The 16,954-nt window shown below is 48.3% G+C and carries 15 protein-coding genes; all 15 read right to left on the reverse strand.

Annotated elements, in window-relative coordinates; translation table 11 throughout:
• Window positions 1-93: 93 nt before the first annotated feature.
• Entirely contained in the window at window positions 94-2,523 is a 2,430-nt protein-coding gene (pheT, locus tag Ami103574_RS12610; RefSeq protein ID WP_163067325.1) for a phenylalanine--tRNA ligase subunit beta, read from the reverse strand.
• Window positions 2,524-2,534: 11 nt separating this feature from the next.
• Window positions 2,535-3,557 (reverse strand): phenylalanine--tRNA ligase subunit alpha, encoded by a 1,023-nt coding sequence (gene pheS, locus Ami103574_RS12615; RefSeq protein WP_163067326.1) that lies wholly within the window; start codon window positions 3,555-3,557, stop codon window positions 2,535-2,537.
• 66 nt (window positions 3,558-3,623) lie between these two features.
• The gene (locus tag Ami103574_RS12620; protein WP_163067327.1) at window positions 3,624-4,448 is read right to left on the reverse strand and encodes a TrmH family RNA methyltransferase; all 825 of its coding nucleotides are present in this window, start codon (window positions 4,446-4,448) and stop codon (window positions 3,624-3,626) included.
• 77 nt (window positions 4,449-4,525) lie between these two features.
• A complete protein-coding gene (ftsZ, locus tag Ami103574_RS12625) occupies window positions 4,526-5,653 on the reverse strand; it encodes a cell division protein FtsZ (protein WP_163067328.1) in 1,128 nt (375 codons plus the stop codon).
• 86 nt (window positions 5,654-5,739) lie between these two features.
• Window positions 5,740-6,129: a small basic family protein gene (locus Ami103574_RS12630; RefSeq protein ID WP_163067329.1), complete on the reverse strand. Its 390-nt coding sequence runs from the start codon at window positions 6,127-6,129 to the stop codon at window positions 5,740-5,742.
• Window positions 6,126-6,863 carry a DUF881 domain-containing protein gene (locus Ami103574_RS12635; RefSeq protein ID WP_163067330.1) on the reverse strand — a complete coding sequence of 246 codons (738 nt, stop codon included), beginning with the start codon at window positions 6,861-6,863 and terminating at the stop codon, window positions 6,126-6,128. Before Ami103574_RS12635 ends, Ami103574_RS12630 begins: the two co-directional genes overlap by 4 nt.
• A gap of 15 nt (window positions 6,864-6,878) precedes the next feature.
• Entirely contained in the window at window positions 6,879-7,616 is a 738-nt protein-coding gene (locus tag Ami103574_RS12640) for a DUF881 domain-containing protein (RefSeq protein WP_163067331.1), read from the reverse strand.
• Between the two features lie 10 nt (window positions 7,617-7,626).
• Complete coding sequence (locus Ami103574_RS12645) at window positions 7,627-8,373, reverse strand: cell division protein FtsQ/DivIB (RefSeq protein ID WP_163067332.1); 747 nt, start codon at window positions 8,371-8,373, stop codon at window positions 7,627-7,629.
• Window positions 8,363-9,622, reverse strand: a complete 1,260-nt coding sequence (gene murA / locus Ami103574_RS12650; RefSeq protein WP_163067333.1) for a UDP-N-acetylglucosamine 1-carboxyvinyltransferase — start codon at window positions 9,620-9,622, stop codon at window positions 8,363-8,365. The genes Ami103574_RS12645 and murA overlap by 11 nt, the downstream gene beginning before the upstream one ends.
• A gap of 102 nt (window positions 9,623-9,724) precedes the next feature.
• Window positions 9,725-10,822, reverse strand: coding sequence for an undecaprenyldiphospho-muramoylpentapeptide beta-N-acetylglucosaminyltransferase (gene murG / locus Ami103574_RS12655; protein ID WP_163067334.1), 1,098 nt, complete (start codon window positions 10,820-10,822; stop codon window positions 9,725-9,727).
• Between the two features lie 49 nt (window positions 10,823-10,871).
• The gene (gene ftsW / locus Ami103574_RS12660; protein ID WP_163067335.1) at window positions 10,872-11,996 is read right to left on the reverse strand and encodes a putative lipid II flippase FtsW; all 1,125 of its coding nucleotides are present in this window, start codon (window positions 11,994-11,996) and stop codon (window positions 10,872-10,874) included.
• A gap of 14 nt (window positions 11,997-12,010) precedes the next feature.
• A complete protein-coding gene (gene murD / locus Ami103574_RS12665; protein ID WP_163067336.1) occupies window positions 12,011-13,381 on the reverse strand; it encodes a UDP-N-acetylmuramoyl-L-alanine--D-glutamate ligase in 1,371 nt (456 codons plus the stop codon).
• A 10-nt stretch (window positions 13,382-13,391) separates the two neighbouring features.
• Window positions 13,392-14,348 carry a phospho-N-acetylmuramoyl-pentapeptide-transferase gene (gene mraY, locus Ami103574_RS12670; protein WP_163067337.1) on the reverse strand — a complete coding sequence of 319 codons (957 nt, stop codon included), beginning with the start codon at window positions 14,346-14,348 and terminating at the stop codon, window positions 13,392-13,394.
• Between the two features lie 14 nt (window positions 14,349-14,362).
• Window positions 14,363-15,745 carry a UDP-N-acetylmuramoyl-tripeptide--D-alanyl-D-alanine ligase gene (locus tag Ami103574_RS12675; RefSeq protein ID WP_163067338.1) on the reverse strand — a complete coding sequence of 461 codons (1,383 nt, stop codon included), beginning with the start codon at window positions 15,743-15,745 and terminating at the stop codon, window positions 14,363-14,365.
• A 4-nt stretch (window positions 15,746-15,749) separates the two neighbouring features.
• Complete coding sequence (locus Ami103574_RS12680) at window positions 15,750-16,952, reverse strand: UDP-N-acetylmuramoyl-L-alanyl-D-glutamate--2,6-diaminopimelate ligase (protein ID WP_163067339.1); 1,203 nt, start codon at window positions 16,950-16,952, stop codon at window positions 15,750-15,752.
• Between the last annotated feature and the right edge of the window lie 2 nt (window positions 16,953-16,954).

Here is a 16,954-nt window from a genome sequence, read left to right on the forward strand (position 1 = left end):
CATGTTCCCCCTTGCCACTAACACTATACTATTTTCCTCTCGGCGACACCGCAGGGGACAACCGTGTTGTCCCTAATATAATTCAAAGCAATATTACATTTCTCTCAGCACTGCATCCAGCTGATCCTTTAAGGCTTCTAAAACCTTGTGATGAACCTTTGCTACCTGTTCCTCCGTCAGAGTTCCTTCCTCCGAGCGATAGGTCAGATTGAAAGCTGCGCTCTTCTTGCCTTCCGCTACCTGCTTTCCTCTGTACACATCAAACAGCTCTACCTTTTCCAAAATCTTGCCGCCGTTGGAACGGATGATGTTCTGTATCTGGCCCACGGCCACTTTTTCATCCACCAGCAGCGCAATATCTCTGGAAGTAGACGGATATTTTGGCAGCGGCTCGTAAACTACTTCCCGGTCGGATTTAGTCAATACGTTGTCAAAGAACAGCTCGCATACATAACAACGTGTAGCAATGCCGTATTTTTCCGTCACATCTGGGTGTACCTCACCCATAATGCCCAGTTCCATATCTTCCAGCTGAATTCTGGCACACCGACCCGGGTGATATACGCCGTATTCGCTTTCGCTGGTAAAGTTGACGTCCGTTATACCTAATACATTAAGCAGTTCTACCACCATCCCCTTCAGGGTGTAAAAGGATTCTTCTTTGCCATAGACACCGATGCACATAGAATCGGATTCCTCCGGCAGCTGATGAGGGTCCACCTCATTGGCCATAAAGGTGTTACCCAGTTCAAAGGCTCGCACGTTCTCAATGTTTCTTCTATAATTGGTTCCCAGCACCTCCAGCATGTTCGGCGTCAGGATGGTTCGCATAACGGAGGTCTCTTCGCCCAGTGGGTTCAGCAGACGCACAAAACTCCGCTCCCAAGAATCCTCGTCGATGCGCACATTGTCTACGCTTTTTGGGCTACAGAAGGAGTAGGTCTGAATCTCGTTGGCACCCAGTCCGCACATGGTATCTCTAGCCAGGTCTTTCAATGTCCGTTCCTTAGATTTACAAGCTTCCGTGTTGTTCTTCGGCAGAGTTACTGGCAGCTTATCATACCCATACATTCTGGCGATTTCTTCTACGTAATCCTCTTCTATTTCCAGATCCTGGCGAACAGTAGGCGGAGTCACGGTCAAGATGTTGCCGGCTCCTGCCACCTTCATCTCCAGTCCTTCCAAGATATGAACCATCTCTTCCCGGCTCAGCTGAATACCCAGCACCTGATTAATTCGGTCTACCCGCACATCTAAAGTCTTCGCCTGAACGGGTGCCGGATACACATCTACACTGCCTTTGCAGACAGTTCCTGCGCCTAAAATCTCCACCAGCCGACACACACGGTCTGCTGCTGCCTGACACAGGTTCGGATCGATTCCCTTCTCAAAGCGGGCCGATGCTTCGGTCCGCAGACTCAGCTTCTTGGAGGTAGTGCGAATGCTGTCCCCGTTGAAGTTGGCAGCTTCGATTAGGATTGTAACGGTATCTGGCTGAATCTCTGAATTCAGCCCCCCCATAACTCCAGCGATTGCCACGGACTTCTTGCCATCTTTTATCAGCAGCATATCCTTGGTCAGTTTTCGCTCCGTTCCGTCCAAGGTTGTAAATACCTCGCCGTCTTCCGCGGTATCCACCACAATCTTGTTGTCCTCTACATTCCGAATGTCAAAAGCATGGAGGGGCTGGCCATATTCCAACATAACGAAGTTGGTGATATCCACGATGTTGTTAATCGGCCGCATACCTGCTGCAATCAGCCGCTTTTGCAGCCACCATGGGGACTGCTCAATTTTTACATCTGTGATGATCCTGGCTGCATACCGCTTACATAATTCTGGCTGCTTCACCTCTACCTGAATGTAGTCCGCCGCATTCCCCTGTTCATTAACGCAGATAATATCCGGATACCGCAGCTCTTCTTTAAACGTAGCCGCAGCCTCTCTAGCCATGCCAATCATGGACAGGCAATCCGGCCGATTCGGCGTAATTTCAAAATCTACCACGGCTATCTTCATGCCTAACGCTTCTGTGAACTCCTGTCCGATGGTATAGCCCTCGCCTAAAATCCAGATGCCTTCTTTATGGGCTACAGGAATAACTTTATCCTCCAGTCCCAGCTCGCTGGCGGAGCACAACATCCCAAAGGACTCCACGCCTCTCAGCTTGCCTTTTTTAATCTTCACGCCTTCTGCCTGTTTTGGCTGGCCGTGAATAGGACCTGGTATCGTACTGCCATCTAAGGCCACTGGAACCACAGCACCCTCAAAGACGTTGGGTGCTCCCGTCACAATCTGCACCGGGTTTTCCTGTCCTACCTCCACCTGACAAATAACCAGTTTATCTGCATCCGGATGCTTTTCAATCTTAGCAATCCGTCCTACTACAACCTTTTCCGTATTTTCTCCGAAATATTCCACCGTCTCCAAGTTTGAGCCGGACATAATCATTCTGTCGCAGAATTCATCTACGCTCACCTTTACATCTGTATAATCTTTTAGCCATTCTACTGGAACTAACATGCTGGCACCTCCTATTTGAACTGGTTGATGAATCTCATATCGTTTTCATAGAAATTCCGTATATCATCAACTCCATATTTAAGCATTGCAATTCGCTCTACGCCCATACCGAAGGCAAATCCTGTATACTTTTCTGTATCCAGCTTGCCTACCTGAAGCACGTTTGGATGTACCATGCCGCAGCCCAGAATCTCAATCCAGCCGCTGCCCTTGCAGACATTGCAGCCTTTTCCGCCGCACTTAAAACAAGATACGTCCATCTCTGCACTAGGCTCTGTAAACGGGAAGTGATGAGGCCTGAACTTGGTTTTGGAATCAGAACCGAACAGCTGCTTGGCGAAGCTGTCCAGGGTGCCCTTTAAATCTGCCATGGTAATGCCTTCATCCACCACCAGACCTTCCACTTGGTGGAACATCGGGGAATGAGTAGCATCCGGCGTGTCACAGCGGAAACATCGGCCTGGGGAAATAATCTTAATAGGCGGTTTCTGCTTCATCAGCGTTCTAGCCTGTACTGGAGAGGTTTGAGTACGCAGCAGAATATCCTCAGAAATATAGAAGGTATCAGAAAAGTCTCTGGCCGGATGGTTCGGGCCTGCATTCAAGGCATCAAAGTTCAGGAATACGGTCTCCACTTCTGGTCCTTCCGCAACAGAAAACCCCATGGACATAAATACTCTAGAAATTTCTTCTATGGTAATTGTCAACGGATGTTTTACCCCTAAATTGTGGGCAACTCCAGGCTCTGTCACATCGATGGTCTCCAGCTTAAACCGTTCCTGTCTGGCGGCTTCCTTAACTGCTGCAAATTTTTCTTCCAGCAGTGCTTCGATTTCTCCCCGCACGCTGTTGGCTGCTGCGCCTAAGGCCTTCCGTTCTTCTGGTGCTAACTTACCCATGGACTTGAGAATCTCTGTCAGCTCCCCTTTTTTGCCGAGAACTTTTACCCGGATTTCTTCTGTTTCAACTTGCGAGGAAGCTTTTTTCACTTGTTCTTTTACTTCCTGCAAAATCCTGCTTAATTGAGTCTGCATGTTCTATTCCTCTCTATATCTTAATTTTAAGGAGGGACAGACCGTCTAACGGCCCACCCCTTTTCTTCACTTTCTCATAGCCTCATACATGAGGACTGCGGCAGCCGCTGCCGCGTTTAAGGACTCTACTGAACCCCACATAGGGATTTTCACCAGCTGATCCGACTGCTGCTTAAACGTTTCACAGATACCATTTCCTTCATTGCCCAGAACCAGCGCCACATCCGACTTCAAATCTACATCATAATAATAGGTCTCCGTCTGAAAGCCTGTACTGATTACTCGCTTACCCTGCCGTCTCAGCAGGGCTAGGGTGCCCTCCGGCGATTCCCCAAAGAGGATAGGCATCCGAAAGAGGGAGCCGGTACAGGACCGCACCACCTTGGGAGAAAAAATGTCCACCGTCCCTTTCAGTACAAGAATCCCTTCATAGCCGGCGGCATCTGCCGTGCGAATCATGGTTCCCACATTGCCGGGGTCTTGAAGGCGGTCTAGCACTAGGATGTTGCCGCTGCCCCGCCGCTTCTGAAAAAACGCCTCCTCACTCCAAGAAGGCTGCCGGACTACGCCAGCGATACCTTGAGAGTTCTCCGTCTGGGCCAGCCGCCGGAAGAGACTGGATTCTAGTACCAGCACCTTTTCCCCGGCATAAAGCTTTCCAGCCTCCGCTAACCGGGTTTCATAATCCGAGCACAACTGACGGATTTCCTCCCCTTGACTATCCCCCTCATCTATCAGCAAAAACTCTGGCAATACTTGATTTTTCAGTGCTTCTCCTATGAGGTTGGGGCCTTCCAGCAGGTACATTCCGGTCTTTTCCCGATGTTTTCTGCTTGCCAGCTGCAAGGTGTTTTTAAATATCTTGTTGTCCTGAGATGTAATCTTCTTCATAAAATATCAATTTTCACCATTTTTCTGATTTCCGCTATAGAAAAAGCCGGTTGTGGTACCGGCTTCTGCTGATTCTTTTAAAACCCGTTTCGGTCTTTGTTCTGAAGAAAAACCGGAATCTCAAAATGCGGATTTCCTCCTGGTGAAAATGGGTCTTCTTCTCTTCTGCCAGGTTCCTCAGCCTTCTCTTCCGGCTCCTCCGGTGCAGCCGCTGGCGCAGCTTGCTTCGCCAGACCAATGGCATCACCAGCTCTGTCTTCAAAGCCGGTAGCGATAACTGTAACCAGAATCTCATCCTGCAATTCTTCCTTGATGGAAGCACCGAAGATAACGATGGCATCTTCCCCTGCTGCGTCCTCGATTTGAGCCGCCGCCTGACTGACTTCCAACATACCCATGTCGTAGCCACCCATGATGTTGAGGATGATAGCCTTGGCTCCGTCGATGGAAGTCTCCAGCAACGGACTTTCGATAGCGTTCTTTACAGCCTCTTCTACTCGGCTGTCGCCGGAAGCTCGTCCTACGCCCATGTGAGCAATGCCCCTGTCGCTCATAACGGTCTTCACGTCAGCAAAGTCTAAGTTGATCAGACCTGCTTCGGCGATTAAATCGGAGATACCTTGAACACCCTGTTTCAAAATCTCATCCGCCATACTAAAAGCTTGGAGCATAGAAGTGTTCTTCTCTGCTACCTGGAGCAGCCTGTCGTTCGGTACTACTACCAGAGAATCGACATATTTTTTCAGCAGGCTGATTCCCAGCTCTGCATGCTGTCTTCTTCGCTTTCCTTCAAAGTTAAAAGGCTTTGTCACAACCCCTACCGTCAGGATGTCCATATCTTTGGCAATCTTAGCGATGACCGGCGCTGCGCCGGTACCCGTGCCTCCGCCCATACCGGCGGTGATGAAAATCATATCCGAGCCCTGTATGAACTTAGAAATATCTTCTATATTCTCTTCTGCGGCCTTCTGTCCAATCTCTGGATTGGCTCCTGCACCAAGACCCTTGGTCAGCTTCTCGCCAATCTGAATCTTCGTCTCTGCCAAGCTTCCGGCTAACGCCTGCTTGTCCGTATTAACCGCCATATAAGTAACGCCCTTAAGGCCTTTTTCAATCATTCGATTCACAGCATTGCAGCCGCCGCCGCCAACACCGATGACCTTAATCTGGGCAGCATTTTGTTCGTTTACCTCAAACTGCAGCATGGTTCAGTAACCTCCTGTCACTATAGCACAAAATTAAAACACATGTTAATGGTTTATTATATCATAAACATTGTATATTTGCACTATTAATCCTCAATATTTTGTTTATTTTTTAACCCGTTTTTTCGCTGTTTTCCTTCAAAGTACCGCTCTATAGCTAGCCTTCTCAAGACAGCTAAATTGTTGAATAACCGTCCGCCAAAAACGAATATTGCCGCAAAGTAAAGAGGCACGCCTAACTTGTCGCCTACGTAAGTCAAAACCATCGCCAGCAAGGCATTGGTGATAAAGCCCGATGTAAAAATCAGATTGTTGTATTTCTGTTCCATCATTGAACGGGCTGCCCCGACGATTGAGTCCATTGCTGCCAATAAACCCATCGTAATGTAAAAAGAATATTCTGCCGGATAGGAGATATCCAAGCCAAACCCCAGGGCCAGGCCTATGGCCAGACCAATCACAATTGCAAATATCAATTTGTTCCCTCCTTTTGAAGCTTGTTCATATACCGGTACACGTATTCTTTGGACAGGGCATCAATCGTGATGTCGTCCTTTAATCGGACCTCAAACTGTACTCCCCAATTTTTCAGGGAAGTGCCATACCCATCGGGATCTACCAGCGCTGCCGCCATCCGTTTTCCATCACCAATCGCTTTAATACGAAACGGGCGGGCGTACACTTCTCCGTTTATGCGCACGGTGTAACCAGAGCAGTAAACAGAGGTATTCGCCGTAATACGCTGACCATTTACAGCTACAGCTTCCGCTCCGCAGCGGTTCAGCTCATTGATAATCATCAGAATATCCAAATCGTGAACCAACAGGTTGTTCACGTCTTCTCCAGCGAACAGCTCTCTGGTTCCGTCGTCGATAACCACTTCTACGCCCGGTCCTCTGACGGTCTCCAGTCCGCTGGCCATCTTATATTTTTCCACATCAGCTGCCAAATTTTTCTGGAAGGCCTCATCAGACTGGCCATCCTCTTGGCTGTCTTGCTCATAGCTGGCCAGCTTTTCCTCTGCCTCCTGAATCATCAGCTGCAATTTAGTGACCTCTTCCTTCTCACTGTTAATCGTGATTTTATAGTCCTCCACCGTCTTAGGTGACACATACAACCGCTGGCCGTCACTGACCTTCATCTGACAGGCTAATCCTATGCCAATCACGGTACATATGGCAAAGACCATCCACATCCTTCTCTTATTCATCTTGCACCCCTGCCGCTACTCAGGCTTTTCTGATTCCACAGGCTTGGCATACTTGAAGTTGATAGTGCCTGTGTATCGTGGGATGACCATGTTGTCTTTCTTCTCCGTGGTGACAATCAAGTTGTATTTCAGCTTCATGGTCTCCAGAATACCGCTCCGGATGTTGATCGCATCGTGAAGGGTATCCGGGTTGCCGATGGCCTTTACGTAATAAGGAGGAGCCGTCGGAATGCCGTTGATATTGACATTGCTGCCGGCCATGCTGATCTCTGTGGTGCCTACAATTCGCTGTTCATTGATAGAGACTCCCTCTGCACCCGCTTCCTTCAATTTGTTTACCAGACTCAACAGCAATTCGTAATTGTACATAATCGGACTGAAATCCTGTTCGTATTCGTCAGAAGTAATCGGGTCCTTAATCGTGACCAGTACCCCCGGCCCCTGAACATCCAGCACCCCAGCTGCGATCTTATACTTTTCCAAGTCCGACACCAAGCCATTGATAAAATCATCTTCCTTAGCCTTGTCCCCTTCTATGGAATTTAATCGCTCCTCCAGTTCTACCAACTGCTGAACCACAATTTCCTTTTCATCCTTCACGTTTTTCAACTCTGCTTCATATCCCCTGAGCTTTACCAGAGGAACCAGACCGCCCTGGTCGCTGCCGGCAGTCATTCTCATCTGCACGGACAGGACCAGCCCAATGAACAGGGCTAGCATTCCCAAAACAATGTATCCGCTGTATTTCTTCATCCTTACTCTCCTACTCCACCTTGGGGTCAAAAGAACAGTAGCTGTCAGAACCAATCTTCAGAGTTCCTCGCTTTATTCCCTTGCTGTACATCTCATAAAGGGCCGTCTCCAGATTGCCGTTTTTCAGACTTTCTTTCAGGTTCTCCGGCACACCCTCGCAGACCAAATCATCGTAAATATGGGCCTTGACAATTACGCTTGAAATATTAATCTTCTTAAAAAACAAGTCGGAAGCCTCCATGGAAGCCAGCATGCTAAGGGTATCTGTCAGCATAGAATTTTCTTCCACTTTTAACGCCTTCCCCGGCTTCGCTTCCTTGAGAGTCAGCCCTTCAATCAAGGTAAGCTTCGGTTCTGCATGGGTCTTGCGCAGCACCAGCCCATCTCCGTCAATGATAATATAGGTGCTCTTGTAGAGAACCGCCGCTTTTTCTGACCGTTCCTCTACCTGAATGACCACGGTAGATGGCAGCTTTCGCTTAATGACCACATTTTTGAAATAAGGATCTTTCAATAGCTTGTCTTTAATAATGCTCTTCTTCATGGAAAAAATATTTTCACTAATTTTGACCCCAGCCATGTCCTTGACTTGCTCCACTGTATAATAGCTGTTGTTCTCCACCTTCACAGCGTCAATGTCAAACCACTCAGAGGTCAGCAAAAAATATAAACCAACTCCTACAGCTATTATCACTAATAGCCTTAGGAGATAGTTCTTTTTCTTTCGTTTTTTCTTCTTTCTAGGTTTATCCGCCATGTGTCTTCCTAATATCTGCTCCCAATCCCCGTAAGGTCTGGGAAAAATCTGCATATCCTCTCTCTATATGTTCAATCCCTTCCAGGATCGTCTCTCCTTGAGCCATGAGTCCAGCTATGACTAAGGATGCCCCGCCCCGCAGGTCGGTGGCCTGAATGTGGCAGCCTTGCAGCCCGCCAATTCCCTCTACAGCAGCCCGATTTCCTTCTACAGTAATCTGTGCCCCCATCTTTCGCAATTCCTCGGTAAAAGCAAAGCGATTTTCAAAGATGGTCTCTTCTACGGCACTCTTTCCCTCCGCCTGAGTCAGCATGGTTAAAAACGGTGATTGCAAATCAGTAGGGAATGCCGGATACGGTCCAGTGACCAACCGGCTCAGCGGTTTTAGCCGCTTCGGTGCTTTAAGGTATATTTTATCCTCTTTCACCCCTATTTCGCAACCTGTTTCTATAAGCTTTTGCAAAATACTTTCCAGATGTGCTGCTTGAGCGTGTTGAAGAGTAATTTGGCCTCCGGTAGCGGCCGCAGCAGCTAGATAAGTACCACTTTCAATGCGGTCCGGTATAATCCGGTAGCTGCATCCGTGAAGGGCCTGACGGCCCCAAATATGTATAGTCTTTGTCCCTGCGCCGCTGATCTGAGCTCCGCAAGCGTTAAGAAAGTCCTGTAAATCAGTAATCTCTGGCTCCATGGCACAGTTGTGCAGCACCGTGTGTCCTTCTGCGGTGGCGGCGGCCATGATAGCATTTTCAGTAGCTCCTACGCTGGGAAAGGAAAAGTGGATATCTGCCCCCCTCAGCTTGCTGGCCTTGCAAAGAATGACACCTTCCGTTTCAAAGATCTCTGCCCCCAGCTTTTTTAAGGCGTATAAATGCAGATCGATGGGCCGGCTGCCAATATTGCAGCCCCCCGGCTGACTGATGACTGCGCTTCCGCATCGGCCTAGCAGTGCGCCCAACAAAAAAACGGATGACCTCATTTCTCGCATCCGCTCCAAGGAAATGGTGTCAGTCATCAGCCCCCTTGAATCCACGATTACCGTCTCGCCGCTTGTGTCTGTCTTACATCCTAATTCATCTAATATTTTTTTCATGCTGCAAACGTCTGTTATTTCAGGAATATTAGAAAGTTGACATTCAGCCCCACTCAATATGGTGGACGCCAAAATTGGCAGCGCTGCATTTTTAGCTCCTTTAACGCAGCACTCACCGCTGATCTTGTGGCCGCCCCGTATATGATATGATTCCAAAACAGATACACCTCCACTATTATTACTATATAATATGAAAATGTACTCTTTTGGTTCCAACTTATATGAATCCTGTTAAAAAACAACATCCCTTTGGGGATTTCAGCCCATCCCCAGATGCTCATAAATAATTTGTGTAGCCTCATTAGGTGCCGCTGTTCTGCTAGCCAGCTCCATATCCCGGCGTTTTTGAGGGTCTGTCTTGAATTGGGAAATGATCTTCATCAGCGCTTCCGAATTCAAATCCTTTTCCTCCAGCAGAATGGCTCCGCCTTTATCAGCCACCGACTTAGCATTGTAATACTGATGATTGCCCGTCACATTAGGAGAAGGAATCAGCACGGAGGCCCTGCCGCAAACCGTAATTTCTGACACCGCCAGCGCACCCGCCCGACTGACCACCAAGTCCGCAGCACTGATATAATCCTGCATGTTGCTGATGTATTTTTTTAGGTGGATGTTGTCTTCCTCTGGGATACCTTTTTCCTTCATGAGGTGAGTCATCTGATCATAATAACCCTTCCCTGTGACAAAGTACAAGGATACATCCTGAACTCCGCTGAGGCTTTCGGCCACTTCTGCCATAACACTGTTAATCTTGCCCGCTCCTTGGCTGCCGCCAAAGCACAAGATGACAAATCGATCCTCCGGTTCGCCAATAATTTTCCGTGAATCACTCTTCACCGCCTGGAAAAAAGACTGCCGCACAGGGTTCCCTGACAGCACCAGCTTGCCCTTGTCCTTAAAATACTTTTCTGCATCTGCAAAGCTGATAAACACTTGATCCACGTATTTTTCCAACATCTTATTCGTCATGCCGGGAAAAGCATTCTGCTCGTGTATAAAGGTCTTTACGCCTAGTTTATGAGCCGCCCGTACCACGGGACCGCACACATAACCGCCGGTACCAATGACTACATCCGGCTTAAATTCCCGAATAATTTTCTTTGCTTCCCGGCTTCCTTTCAGCAAGTCCTTAACGACCTTTACATTTTTAAGCAGTTGCTTGCGATTAAACCCACTGACCGTTATAAATCGAATTTTATAACCGTTCTGAGGGACTAAATCTTTTTCCAGCCCCCTTTTGGTGCCAACAAAGAGAATCTCTGCCTCCGGATTGTTCTCCTTGATTTTATCCGCAATAGCTATAGCCGGATAAATGTGGCCGCCCGTGCCTCCTCCTGTCATGATTACTCTCATAAGCTGCTCCTTCTCTCCGGCTTCCTTCCCTAGGAGGCCGACTTCTTCCTCATTCCACTGCTGCGGTATGCCGCGATATATTTAACAATATGCCCACCGAAGCCATAAAAATCAGCAAGGCGTTGCCTCCATAACTGACAAAAGGCAGTGTCACCCCTGTAGGTGGCATGGAGGAAGTAACTACGGCAATATTCAGGATAACCTGTATGCCAATCATGATAGAAATACCGGATGCCAGCAAGCTGCCGAATAAATCTGCCGCATTGATGGCGATGTGAATGCCCCGCCATACGAGAATGATATAGGCCGTAATTAGTATTAAGCAGCCAATGTAGCCCAGCTCCTCACCGATAATAGCAAAGATAAAGTCGTTCTGAGGCTCCGGAAGATAAAGGTTTTTCTGAATGCTCTTGCCCAAACCCAAGCCGAATAATCCGCCAGAACCCAGTGCCAGCAAGGACTGAACCACCTGATATCCAGTATTCAGCGGATCGGCAAAGGGATCCATAAAGCTGGTGAACCGCTTCATCCAATGGCTGTCCGGATTGGTGATTAACAGAACAAAAATACCTAAGCTTCCTGCTCCCACCAGCCCGCCCAAATAGATGTAATTGAGCCCAGCTGCAAACATAATACCAATGATAATGATACACACGGTAATAGCCGTGGACAAGTTGGGTTGCAGGACGATAAGTCCCCCATAAATCCCACACAGCACAAACAGGGGAATAACGCCCTTAGTCAGGGACTTGATAAGGCGGGGATCTCTGCTCAAAAACCACGCGGTAAAAACAATGGCTGCCGGCTTTGCCAGCTCCCCGGGCATGATGGTAATTCCCCCCACACCTAGCCAGCGGACGGCATTGTTTCGATCAATACCCAAAGGCGTGAAGAGCAGTACCAGCAGCACAATGCTGACAATCATCACCGGTTTAGCAAACTTACCGTAAATCCGATAATCGATGGATGCTGTCACCATCATAGCACACAATCCCAAGCCGGCCCAAATTACATCTCGTATGAGATAGGCATAGGGATTGCCACTCTTGTTGATAGAAGTGTAATAGCTGGCGCTAAACACCATGATGATGCCGAAGATAACCAGGGCCATGGTGATGAGCACCAGCATAAAATCTCCGGATTTCATTCTTCTTTTTATCTTTGTCTTTGCCATTTTATACTCCAACCTTATTTCTCTAGGCCATGGACACAATTTTTAAAATGTTCTCCCCGCTGCTCAAAGCAGGTATACATATCCCAGCTGGCACAAGCTGGCGACAGCAGAACGGTATCCCCCGGCACTGCCAGACGGAAAGCCTCAGCCACACATTCCTCCATATTCTTAGCCATGGTAATATGCCTAAAGCCTACAGCCTCGGCCTGCTCTTTTATCTTGGCCGCAGTCTTCCCCAGCAGAATCATATGCTTTACCCGCCCGTTAAAGCCCTTTATAAACTCCGTAAAGTCGGAGCCCTTGTCGTATCCCCCCGCTATGAGAAGGATATTTTCTTTCATAGCCTCGATGGCCTTCATCGAAGCGTCTGGATTGGTTCCCTTGGAATCATTAACAAAGCTCACGCCATCCACCTGGCCACAGTATTCCAATCGATGCTCTACGCCCCGGAAAGTCCGCAGCGTATCGCCAATTACCGATGGAGCAATTCCCGCAAAATAAGCCATAGCGGCGGCGGCCAGCGCATTTTCCAGATTGTGGGTGCCAGGTATTTTTAATTCGTCCACTCGGCACAAGACTACTCGCTCTCCCTCATCACCTAAGATTGTCAATTGATCTTTTTCCACAAAAGCGCCATAAGACAACTGGGTCTTGGTGCTGAAAGGCACCACTTTAGCCTTTTCACAGTGGCGGCTCCATTCATAGCTGACCGGATCATCAAAGTTGGCAATGTGGTAATCCTCTGCCTCTTGATTCTCAAATATTTTAGCCTTAGCTTTACTATAGTTCTCCATGGTGTGATGTCGATCCAAGTGGTCAGGCGTTAAATTCAAAAGGGCTGAAATCTTTGGTTTAAAAAGTTTGGTGGTTTCCAGCTGAAAACTGCTGGTCTCCGTTATGAGCCAGGAATCCGGCTCTGCATTTAACGCCATGGAAATAACCGCAACACCAATATTTCCTACTACATACGTCTTTCGCTTGGCATTCCGAAAGATTTCTCCCACCAGAGTGGTGGTCGTGGTTTTACCGTTGGTGCCCGTGATGGCCACATAATTGCCTTGACCCACTCGGTAAGCAATCTCCAACTCTCCTACTACTTCCACGCCGCTGGACATGGCTTTTTGCACAAAGTCCGTCTCCAGAGAAACTCCTGGACTCATGACCATCATATCCATTTCCTCCAAGGCTTTCGGCTCCTCTGCAAAATAGCAGGTCACCTCCCGGCTGTTGAGGAAGTTTATCAGCTGCGGCTCTATATCCGAAGCAGGCTTCGAATCCTGCACGTATACCTTTGCGCCCAGTTTCAGCAAGGCCTGAGTTGCTGCAATGCCCGATTTGCCCATGCCCACTACTAAAACCTTTTTATTTTCCATTTTATTTCTCATGTGCTCACCTCTATAGAATCAATAGTCCAACCACGCAGCAAATCAACGTGAATGCCCAAAACAGCCCAACTACCCGAGTTTCTTTCAGGCCGCAAAGCTCAAAGTGATGATGAAGGGGTGCCATCTTAAACACCCGCTTCCCGGTGGTCTTGAAGCTGATTACTTGGATCATAACCGAAAGGGCCTCCAGCACGAACAGCAACCCTGCAATCGGCAGCATCAACTCCATGTTCATGATGATGGCCGCCGCCGCCAGTCCTCCGCCCAAAGCCAAGGACCCAGTATCGCCCATAAACACCTTGGCCGGATTCTTGTTAAACATCAAGAAACCCATGCAGCCTCCCGCTAAAGCCGAATTAAAAATACCGCCGGCATTCATGCCAAAATCTACTGCCACAATGGCAAAGAACAACGCTACCAAGGTCGTTACCCCAGAAGCCAGTCCATCCAGCCCGTCGGTTAAATTGACGCTGTTGACCATAGCAACGACCACAAAGGCTACAAAAGGGATGTACCAGATGCCGAAATCCCAATGCTGATTTAGAATCGGAATGTAAATAGATGTTCCATACACAGAAACGCTAGCCTGATAGGCTGCCACCGTGGCAGCGATAACAATTTGCAGCACCAGCTTCTGCCAGGCCCTAAGCCCTAAATTCTGCTTTTTTGCTACTTTGAGATAATCATCCAAAAAACCAAGCAGCCCAAAAAGGATAAAGGCAGCCAGAATCACCAGCATATCCCGGGACATACCCCCAGAAGTCAGACAGGTAATCGTAGTGGCCGCAATGATAGCCAACCCGCCCATGGACGGTGTCCCCGCCTTTGCCAGATGGGCTCTCGGCCCCTCCTGGCGAATGTTCTGTCCCGCCTTTAAATTTTGTAGGATGGGGATCGCCACATAGGTGAGAACCAGACTGATGAAAAAAGCCACGACTATTAAAATTCCGATTTGCAAATAACTCATAACATCTCCTAAAACTATTCCATAATTTTTTTCACGACCTGATCCATGGCCATGCCTCTGGAGCCCTTTACCAGGATAATATCTCCCAGCTGAACCAATCCTTTTATATCAGCCGTCAGTGCTTCTTTCTCTCTGTAATAGCGGACCTTTTCCTGGCCCAAAATAGCTGCCGCAGCCTCTGCCATATGCTGAGATTCCTTGCCTACGGCAATAAGCAAATCAACTTGCTGCTGGGCGGCGTACTCTCCCACCTGACGATGGTATGCCGGGCTGTCCTTTCCCAGCTCCAGCATATCAGCTAAAATGGCAACTTTCCGCATGCCTTTGGCTGCTGCCAGTACGTCAATTCCTGCCTTCATGGAATCGGGGCTGGCATTATACGTATCGTCTATTACCTTTATACCATCTTTGCCCTTGATGTTGAGGCGCTTATCAGTAAGAACCATCTTTTTCAAGCCTCTGGCGGCCTCCTCCATGGTAATGCCCAGCTCCAAAGCTGCAGCTACTGCTAAAGTCCCGTTGATAGCGTTATGCCGTCCGGGAATAGTCAGTTCAAACCGCTGGGTGTCCAGTTTATGCTCTACCGTAAAAGCAATTCCTTCCTCACCATTATCCACAATATCGGAAAGGATGAAATCACTCTTGCCGTTGCTACCCACTGTCAAGGTTTTGTAAGCTCCATTCGTGTTTTCTCTAGTCAACAGGTCGTTGATTTCATTTATCACCAGCACATTCTCTGCGCCAAAATAATCTGTAATCTCCAGCTTGGCTTTCAGTATTCCATCTCTGCTGCCCAAATTTTCTATGTGAGAAGTGCCGATGTTGGTGATGATACCCACATCTGGACGAACAATATCTGCCAGCAGGTGAATTTCACCGAACTGACTCATACCCATTTCCAGAATCCCCACTTCTGTCCCTGCTTCAAAGCCCAATACGGTTAAGGGCAGCCCGATATGGTTGTTGAAATTTCCCACATTACGGGCTGTCTTATACTTTTCGCTGCATATGTAGTACAGCATATCTTTTGTCGTTGTCTTGCCAGTACTTCCCGTCACACCAATAGTTTTCATAGAAAAGGTAGACAGGTAATAAGAAGCCAGCTGCTGCAATGCCTCTGTGGTATCTGCAACTTGAATAACCGTCAGCTGGTCCCTCAAAGGATGGTCTGCCAGGATGGCAGAATCTGAAACAATCAAATCCCGGCAGCCGCCTTCAATAGCCATGGGTATAAATTTATGAGCATCGTGGGACTCTCCAATCAGCGGGAAAAACAGATCTCCTGCTGCTGCCTCTCTGGAATCCGTGCAGATCCGCCGGATGGCATGTTCATCTCGTTCCAAGATCATCTCACCTTTTAAGGCCTGACAGACCTCTCTCATCATCAGTGTTTTCATATGTTCACTCTCTCTTTTCCACCCGTTCCCGGATGATATCCTCCACGGCCTTTTCATCGTCAAAAGGCAGCTTTTTCCCGTTTATCAGTTGATATTTCTCATGACCTTTTCCGGCTATGACAATTAAATCTCCCGGCTCATACATATCGATGGCCTTTCGGATGGCTTCTTTTCTGTCGAGCTCTACCGTGTATGGGCAGCCCGCCTCCTTTACTCCGACCTCAATCTCCTCTGTAATCCGTATCGGTTCTTCAAATCGAGGATTATCGGAAGTGATCAGGCAGAAGCCGCTGCGATTGCCAGCGATTCGACCCATGATGGGGCGTTTTTCCCGGTCCCGATTGCCTCCGCAACCAAACACACAAATCAGCCGGCCGTCATGAAGCTCTCCTGCGGTTTTCAGCAAGTTTTCTAGGGCATCTGGCGTATGGGCGAAATCCACTACCACGTGAATGCCTTGGTTATTCTGTATCTTCTGAAACCGTCCCGGGACACCTTTCAGCTTGCGCAGCCCTGCGGTGACCGTTTCCCTGGAAAGTCCGGCCTGTCTCGCTAAAGCCAGCGCCAACATTCCATTGTAAGCCGTGGTCCTGCCTGGCAGACTAATCGCTACAGGCCCCCAAGAACTGCCCTTCTCGAAGGGCTCCAGCAAGATGCCCTCTATAGTATTTTCCAGGAGTTTGCCGAAATAATCGGCCTTTGAATCCTGGAAAGAAACCGACTCAATTCGGATCTCTGGAGCGATATGTTCTCGCCGTTGATCCTCTAAGAGTTTTTCGTAAAGTCGTTTCCCGTAAGCGTCATCCACGTTAATGACCATGCCTCGCTCCGCCTTATAAAAAAGCTTTGCCTTGGCCTGGAAATAATTTTCCATGGTCAGGTGATAATCCAGATGGTCCTGGGTCAGATTGGTAAAACCAGCATAATGAATCGGTATTCCCTCAATGCGCCCCTGATCCAATCCATGGGAAGACACCTCCATAACACAGGTTCCAATCTGCTGGCTCTCCAACTCCGTGAAATACTTTTTCAGCACCTCACTGGATGGTGTAGTGTTCAATGCATCGTATTCTTTCTGTCCAATGGCATGGGTTATGGTCCCCACTAGCCCGCAGTTTCTGCCTCCCTCTTCCAATATGCTTCTCAGCATGTATGATACGGTGGTTTTTCCGTTGGTTCCCGTTATACCGAAAACTTCTATGGTCACCT

Origin of the sequence: Aminipila butyrica, from assembly GCF_010669305.1 — a bacterium.
Lineage (GTDB): Bacteria > Bacillota > Clostridia > Peptostreptococcales > Anaerovoracaceae > Aminipila > Aminipila butyrica.